7 protein-coding genes are annotated in these 7,342 nt (G+C 69.4%); 4 read left to right on the forward strand and 3 right to left on the reverse strand.

The genetic code is table 11. The features are described from left to right. Positions 1 to 43: 43 nt before the first annotated feature. The 4 genes from ACFVXE_RS13585 to glmM all read left to right on the forward strand — a co-directional run bounded on the left by ACFVXE_RS13585 (position 44) and on the right by glmM (position 4,496). Positions 44 to 1,672, forward strand: coding sequence for an ABC-F family ATP-binding cassette domain-containing protein (locus ACFVXE_RS13585; RefSeq protein WP_389671380.1), 1,629 nt, complete (start codon positions 44 to 46; stop codon positions 1,670 to 1,672). 227 nt (positions 1,673 to 1,899) lie between these two features. Next, positions 1,900 to 2,343: a 50S ribosomal protein L13 gene (rplM, locus tag ACFVXE_RS13590; RefSeq protein WP_030914195.1), complete on the forward strand. Its 444-nt coding sequence runs from the start codon at positions 1,900 to 1,902 to the stop codon at positions 2,341 to 2,343. 44 nt (positions 2,344 to 2,387) lie between these two features. Then, positions 2,388 to 2,915, forward strand: coding sequence for a 30S ribosomal protein S9 (gene rpsI / locus ACFVXE_RS13595; RefSeq protein ID WP_030979658.1), 528 nt, complete (start codon positions 2,388 to 2,390; stop codon positions 2,913 to 2,915). Between the two features lie 222 nt (positions 2,916 to 3,137). Beyond that, positions 3,138 to 4,496, forward strand: coding sequence for a phosphoglucosamine mutase (gene glmM, locus ACFVXE_RS13600; RefSeq protein ID WP_389671301.1), 1,359 nt, complete (start codon positions 3,138 to 3,140; stop codon positions 4,494 to 4,496). A gap of 91 nt (positions 4,497 to 4,587) precedes the next feature. On the opposite strand, the gene ACFVXE_RS13605 is transcribed toward glmM, so the two are convergent. The 3 genes from ACFVXE_RS13605 to ACFVXE_RS13615 all read right to left on the reverse strand — a co-directional run. Then, positions 4,588 to 5,526: a DUF389 domain-containing protein gene (locus ACFVXE_RS13605; protein ID WP_389671302.1), complete on the reverse strand. Its 939-nt coding sequence runs from the start codon at positions 5,524 to 5,526 to the stop codon at positions 4,588 to 4,590. Between the two features lie 24 nt (positions 5,527 to 5,550). Continuing rightward, positions 5,551 to 6,546, reverse strand: coding sequence for a type I pantothenate kinase (coaA, locus tag ACFVXE_RS13610; RefSeq protein WP_389671303.1), 996 nt, complete (start codon positions 6,544 to 6,546; stop codon positions 5,551 to 5,553). 151 nt (positions 6,547 to 6,697) lie between these two features. Beyond that, the coding region (locus ACFVXE_RS13615; RefSeq protein WP_389671304.1) for a CU044_5270 family protein at positions 6,698 to 7,342 on the reverse strand (645 nt) is incomplete at its 5' end.

Below are 7,342 nucleotides of genomic sequence, written 5' to 3' on the forward strand. Positions count from 1 at the left end.
GGAGACGTAAACCGGTTGGGCCAGGGCTTCGCGGGCCGTGACAATGCTGTGTATGGGACATCTTGAAGCGGGCCACCTGGAGTACTACCTACCGGACGGGCGGGTGCTGCTCGGCGATGCTTCGTTCCGGGTCGCGGACGGGGCCGTGGTCGCCCTCGTGGGGGCGAACGGCGCCGGGAAGACGACGTTGCTGCGGCTGCTGTCCGGGGAGCTCCAGCCGCACGGCGGCACGGTGTCGGTCAGCGGCGGGCTGGGCGTGATGCCGCAGTTCGTGGGCTCGGTGCGGGACGACCGTACGGTCCGGGACCTGCTCGTCTCCGTCGCCCAGCCGCGCATCCGGGAGGCGGCGCGGGAGGTCGACAGGGCCGAGCAGCTGATCCTCACCGTCGACGACGAGGCCGCGCAGATGGCGTACGCGCAGGCGCTGAGCGACTGGGCGGAGGCCCGCGGGTACGAGGCCGAGACCGTCTGGGACATGTGCACCATGGCGGCGCTCGGGGTGCCGTACGAGAAGGCGCAGTGGCGCGAGGTGCGCACGCTCAGCGGTGGTGAGCAGAAGCGGCTGGTGCTGGAGGCGCTGCTGCGCGGTCCCGACGAGGTGCTGCTGCTCGACGAGCCGGACAACTATCTCGACGTCCCCGGCAAGCGGTGGCTGGAAGGGAAGCTGAAGGAGACCCGTAAGACGGTCCTCTTCGTCTCGCACGACCGGGAGCTGCTCTCCCGGGCCGCCGAGAAGATCGTCAGTGTGGAGCCCAGCCCGGCGGGCAGCGACGTGTGGGTGCACGGCGCCGGTTTCGACACGTATCACCAGGCGCGCAAGGACCGGTTCGCCCGGTTCGAGGAGCTGCTGCGGCGCTGGGAGGAGGAGCACGCCCGGCTGAAGGCGCTGGTCCACCGGCTGCGGCAGCAGGCGGCGATCAGCCCCGACATGGCGTCGCGGTACCGGGCCATGCAGACCCGCTTCAAGAAGTTCGAGGACGCGGGTCCGCCGCCGGAGCCGCCGCGCGAGCAGGACATCAAGATGCGGCTGCGCGGTGGCCGGACCGGGGTGCGGGCGGTGACCTGCAAGGGGCTGGAGCTGACCGGCCTGATGAAACCGTTCGACCTGGAGATCTACTACGGGGAGCGGGTCGCCGTGCTCGGCTCGAACGGGTCCGGCAAGTCGCACTTCCTGCGGCTGCTCGCCGGGGAGCCGGTGGCGCACACGGGGGAGTGGAAGCTGGGCGCGCGGGTCGTGCCCGGCCACTTCGCGCAGACGCACGCCCATCCGGAGCTGATGGGGCACACGCTCGTCGAGATCCTGTGGACGGAGCACGCGAAGGACCGGGGCGGGGCGATGTCCGTACTGCGCCGCTACGAGCTGGAGCGCCAGGGCGACCAGCCTTTCGAGAAGCTGTCCGGCGGGCAGCAGGCACGGTTCCAGATCCTGCTGCTGGAGCTGGCGGGGACCACCGCGCTGCTGCTGGACGAGCCGACGGACAACCTGGACCTGGAGTCGGCGGAGGCGCTGCAGGACGGTCTCGAGGCGTACGACGGAACTGTGATGGCCGTCACGCACGACCGCTGGTTCGCAAAGTCGTTCGACCGCTATCTGGTGTTCGGGTCGGACGGGGTGGTGCGGGAGACCGCGGAGCCGGTGTGGGACGAGCGACGGGTGGAGCGGGCGCGGTAGGGCCGGCGCGTTTTGACCCGTCCCGGGCGGGGCGGGTACTGTCGGGGTTTGTTATACGTATCGGCTTCGTCGTTCTCACGCGAAGAGCCCTTACGTAGGTTCTCTGGAGCAGTTACCAGTGGCTCGCATACGGACAGCGTTCCCGGCATTGTGAGCCCCAGCTGCATGATCGCTTCAGGGGTGCCATGTGTCTGGACCTCATCCACTGAAGAAGCGAAGGCTACGAAGTGCGTACGTACAGCCCCAAGCCCGGCGATGTCACTCGCCAGTGGCACATCATCGACGCCGAGGACATCGTCCTGGGTCGTCTGGCCACCACGGCTGCGAACCTCCTCCGAGGCAAGCACAAGGCGATTTACGCCCCCCACATGGACATGGGCGACTTCGTCATCATCATCAACGCCGAGAAGGTTCACCTCTCCGGCAACAAGAAGACCCAGAAGATGGCGTACCGCCACTCCGGGTTCCCGGGTGGTCTGCGCTCCGTGCGTTACGACGAGCTGCTCTCCAAGAACCCGGAGAAGGCCGTCGAGAAGGCCATCAAGGGCATGATCCCCAAGAACACCCTGGGCCGTCAGATGCTCTCGAAGCTCAAGGTCTACGCGGGCGACCAGCACCCGCACGCTGCGCAGCAGCCTGTCCCGTTCGAGATCACCCAGGTCGCGCAGTAGTTCCGGCCTCCCCCTAAGACATAAAGAAAGATCTGAGGAGAATCGTGGCCGAGACCACTGTTGAGAACCCCATCGAGGGCACCGAGGGCGAAGAGGTCTTCGCCGAGGTGACGACCTTCGAGTCCGAGGTTCCCGTCGAGGGCGAGTACACCAGCGAGTCGCTGGCGTCCCGCTTCGGCGACCCGCAGCCCGCCGCCGGCCTTGGCCGTCGCAAGAACGCCATCGCCCGTGTCCGGATCGTTCCGGGCACCGGCAAGTGGAAGATCAACGGTCGCACCCTTGAGGACTACTTCCCCAACAAGGTGCACCAGCAGGAAGTCAACGAGCCCTTCAAGGTGCTCGAGCTCGACAACCGCTACGACGTCATCGCCCGCATCTCGGGTGGCGGCGTCTCGGGTCAGGCCGGTGCCCTGCGCCTCGGTGTCGCCCGTGCGCTGAACGAGGCGGACGTGGACAACAACCGCGCCCCGCTGAAGAAGGCCGGCTTCCTCTCCCGCGACGACCGTGCGGTCGAGCGCAAGAAGGCCGGTCTCAAGAAGGCCCGTAAGGCCCCGCAGTACAGCAAGCGCTAATCCGCCTGCTCATCTGCTTTATACGTTCGCCCCGGCGGCACTCCTTGTGCCCCCGGGGCGTTCGTCTATTGACGCCTGCGGGCGTATAACGGCATGAGACGTTAATAGGCCCGCCATGCCCGGCATGGCTTTCTGCGCTGCCTCGCGCCGGCCTGTCTGCCAGGCCTGTCTGACTTGTTTGGTTTTTGCGGTTCGGTTTCGGAGCATTTTCGGAGGACACCAGTGGGACGACTCTTCGGCACGGACGGTGTGCGCGGCGTCGCCAACGCGGATCTGACGGCCGAGCTCGCGCTCGGTCTGTCGGTCGCTGCGGCGCATGTACTCGCCGAGGCGGGCAGCTTCGACGGGCATCGGCCGACAGCCGTGGTGGGTCGTGACCCACGTGCCTCAGGGGAGTTCCTGGAGGCCGCCGTCGTGGCCGGTCTGGCGAGCGCGGGCGTGGACGTCCTGCGCGTCGGTGTGTTGCCCACCCCGGCGGTGGCGCACCTCACCGGCGTGCTGGGCGCCGACCTCGGCGTGATGCTCTCCGCCAGCCACAACGCCATGCCGGACAACGGCATCAAGTTCTTCGCCCGCGGGGGGCACAAGCTCGCCGACGAGCTGGAGGACCGGATCGAGACGGTCTACGAGCAGCACCGCACCGGTGAGCCGTGGACGCGCCCGACCGGCGACGGCGTGGGACGGGTCACGGAGTACGCAGAGGGCTTCGACCGGTACGTCGCCCACCTCGTCGCGGTGCTGCCGAACCGGCTCGACGGGCTGCGGGTCGTCCTCGACGAGGCGCACGGCGCGGCCTCCCGGGTCTCGCCCGAGGCCTTCGCACGGGCCGGCGCCGAGGTGATCACGATCGGTGCCGATCCGGACGGCCTGAACATCAACGACGGCTGCGGCTCCACCCATCTGGCCCTGCTCAAGGCCGCCGTCGTCGAGCACGGCGCCGACTTCGGCGTCGCGCACGACGGGGACGCCGACCGCTGCCTCGCCGTGGACGCCTCGGGCGAGGAGGTCGACGGCGATCAGATCCTGGCCGTGCTGGCGCTCGCCATGCGTGAGGCCGGGCAGCTGCGCAAGGACACCGTGGTCGGCACCGTCATGTCGAACCTCGGCTTCAAGATCGCCATGGAGCGGGAGGGCATCAACCTCGTCCAGACCGCCGTCGGCGACCGGTACGTACTGGAGTCGATGAAGAACGAGGGGTACGCGCTCGGCGGCGAGCAGTCCGGCCACGTCATCGTCCTCGACCACGCCACGACCGGCGACGGCACGCTGACCGGCCTGCTGCTGGCGGCCCGGGTCGTCGCCACCGGCCGTACCCTCGCCGACCTGGCGGGTGTCATGCAGCGGCTCCCGCAGATCCTGATCAACGTCCCGGACGTCGACAAGTCCCGGGTCACCTCCTCCCCGGAGCTGGCCGCCGCGGTCGAGGACGCCGAGCGCGAGCTGGGTGACACCGGGCGCGTACTGCTCCGTCAGTCGGGCACCGAGCCGCTGGTACGGGTCATGGTCGAGGCGGCTGACATCGAGCAGGCACGGTCGGTGGCCGGCCGGCTGGCCGACGCGGTGAAGTCCGCGCTGGGGTAGCGCGTCACCCGGCTGTTCCCGGTCGCCGGGCGGGTCCGATGGCTGGTGCGCATCGGGTCCGTCCGGCGTTCCGTCCCTCGGAGCGGCCGCGTCATGCCGACCGGATCCGGCGGAGATGCAGCGCCCACAGCGCCTTCTGGAGCAGCAGCGTCAGCGTCCCCGCGAGCACGATCCCCCCGAGGTTCGCCATCAGCTGGCCCGCCGAGCCCAGGGTCTGCGAGAGGTCCTGATAGCTGAAGGCCACCGCCGCGTTGGCGGCCGCGGGCACCGTCGTCACCGAGATCGCGACGCCGATCAGCGCCCCCGACTTCGCCGAGGTCAGGGAGAGCGTCCCGGCGATGCCCGCCAGCAGTGCCACCACCAGCGACATCCAGTCCGGCTGCCAGATGAACGACGTGTTCGGTCGGTCCGCCTCGATCATGGCGGCAGTGAACAGCCCGAGTCCGTTCATCAGCCAGGCGAACCCGGCGGTCACCACCATGGCGACGGCGAAGCCGCCGATCAGCGTCCACAGCGAGCGCCATACCAGGCGCGGGGCGCGCCGCACCAGCGCGGTGGAGATGCCGGCCAGCGGACCGAACTCGGGGCCCACCGCCATCGCGCCCACGATCAGCACCGCGTTGTCGAGCATCACACCGCAGGCGGCGAGCATCGTGGCCACCGAGAGGAACGCCAGATACGTGGCGCTGAACGTCGACTCCTCGTGGGTGGCGTCCGCCAGCTTCTCCCACAGCACCGCGTCCACGCCCTCGCCCGGTGCCTCCTTCTCGGCCCGGTCGGCATGCGCGGAGAGCGTCAGCTCCGTGTCCTCCATGGCGATCGCACCGGACCGGTCGATGCCGAGCCCGCGCAGCGCGGCGATCACCTCGTCGACCGCCTCGCGGGCCACGTCGCACGTCACCACGTCGCCTGCGGGATCGAGCGCCGCGCCGGGCATCAGCACCAGATGCGTGGCGCCGACGGAACGCTCGACGAGACGCACCACCTCGTCCGTACGGCCGGTGGGCACGATCAGACGCAGGTGCAGCACGCGGACTCCCGTGGGGTCGCCGACTCAGAGCTTGCGCAGGGACAGCCGCTGGACCTTGTGATCCGGCCCCTTGCGCAGTACCAGGGTGGCACGACCCCTGGTCGGTGCCACGTTCTCCAGCAGATTCGGCTTGTTGATGGTCCGCCACATGGTGCGCGCGTACTCCATGGCCTCCGCCTCGGAGACCTGCGTGTACTTGCGGAAGTACGAGAACGGGTTCTGGAACGCGGTCTCGCGCAGTGCGCGGAAGCGGTTGAGGTACCAGGTCTCGATGTCCTCGGCGCGCGCGTCCACGTACACGCTGAAGTCGAAGTAGTCGGCGAGACCGACCCTGGTGCGGCCGTCCTTGCCGGGCAGCGCGGGCTGCAGCACGTTGAGACCCTCGACGATCAGGATGTCGGGGCGGCGCACGGTGAGCCGCTCGCCCGGCACGATGTCGTAGATCAGGTGCGAGTAGACCGGCGCCGTCACCTCGTCCTTGCCGGCCTTGATGTCGGCGACGAAACGGGTCAGGGCGCGCCGGTCGTACGACTCCGGGAACCCCTTGCGCGACATCAGTCCGCGCGCCTGGAGCTCCTTCATCGGCAGCAGGAACCCGTCCGTGGTGACGAGCTCCACCCGAGGGTGTTCCGGCCAGCGGGCCAGCAGCGCCTGGAGGATGCGGGCGCTGGTCGACTTGCCGACCGCGACACTGCCCGCGACCCCTATGACGAACGGGGTGCCGCGCTGCTCGCCGTGGCCGTTGCCCGCGTCCCCGAGGAAGGTGTTGAGGGCGCCGCGCAGGCCGGAGGTGGCCTGGACGTAGAGGTTCAGGAGCCGGGAGAGCGGCAGGTAGACGTCGCGCACCTCGTCGAGGTCGATGACGTCGCCGAGCCCGCGCAACTGCTCCACCTCGGCGGCGGTCAGCGGCAGCGGGGTCTTGTCGCGCAGGGCGCTCCATTCGGCACGGGAGAGGTCGACGTAAGGCGTCGAAGCGTGCTCGGCGCGTCGGTGGGTGCTCCGTGGCGGCGAAGTGATCACGGGTTCATTGTCCCGGGAGTTCCGAGGGAGTGGGGGGTGGGGTCGGTCACGTGGGGTGCGGTTCCCGGGGCGGCGCGGGAGAAGCCGGTGTCCGCCCCCCTGTGGCGGACACCGGCCGGTCACTCCCCCTTAGAGGGTCAGGGCCGTGCGGTCAGGGCTTCTGGCCCTTCGCGTCGACGACGGCGGCCATGACCCGTGCCTCGCTGTTGAGGACATCCCCGGCCTTGTACGTCCCGGGTGGGCCGGCGGTGAAGGGACTCTTCACCTCGTAGTCCTCGGCGGCCACGAAGCGCAGGCCCGCGTAGCTGTAGTCGCGCGGGTTGATGAGGATCTCGCGCTGCTCGTGCGAGCCGTCCTCCTTCCGGGTGATGGCGATGGCCTCGCGCCCGGCGGCGTCCTTCACCAGGTGGTCGGTGACACGGACGCCGGGGACGGTGGCCAGCGCGCGGTAGATCCGGGCGAGAGCGTCCGGTGCGATCGGGTACGCCTCGACCATCAGGCCCATCGCACGGAAGGTGTGCTGCGCCTCGGCCTCGGGAGGGCTCTCGGCGGTGTGGCCCGTCGGATAGAACGAGCGGACCTTCTTCAACAGCTGCGCCGGGTCGTCGGGCAGCTTCTCCGCGGCCCGGTAGACCTGCTGGGACGTGCGGTAGTCGTCGTCCTTGCCGTTCTTCGCCGCGGCGGAGTTGTCGTACGGGACCCAGGAATCGGGGTCGTACGTCACCTTCACCCTGGCGCCGGAGGCCCCCGTGGGGTCCGGCGCGGCGATCTTGGTCCTTGTGTAGATACACAGGTA

This window comes from Streptomyces sp. NPDC058231, assembly GCF_042882275.1.
Classification (GTDB): Bacteria; Actinomycetota; Actinomycetes; order Streptomycetales; family Streptomycetaceae; genus Streptomyces.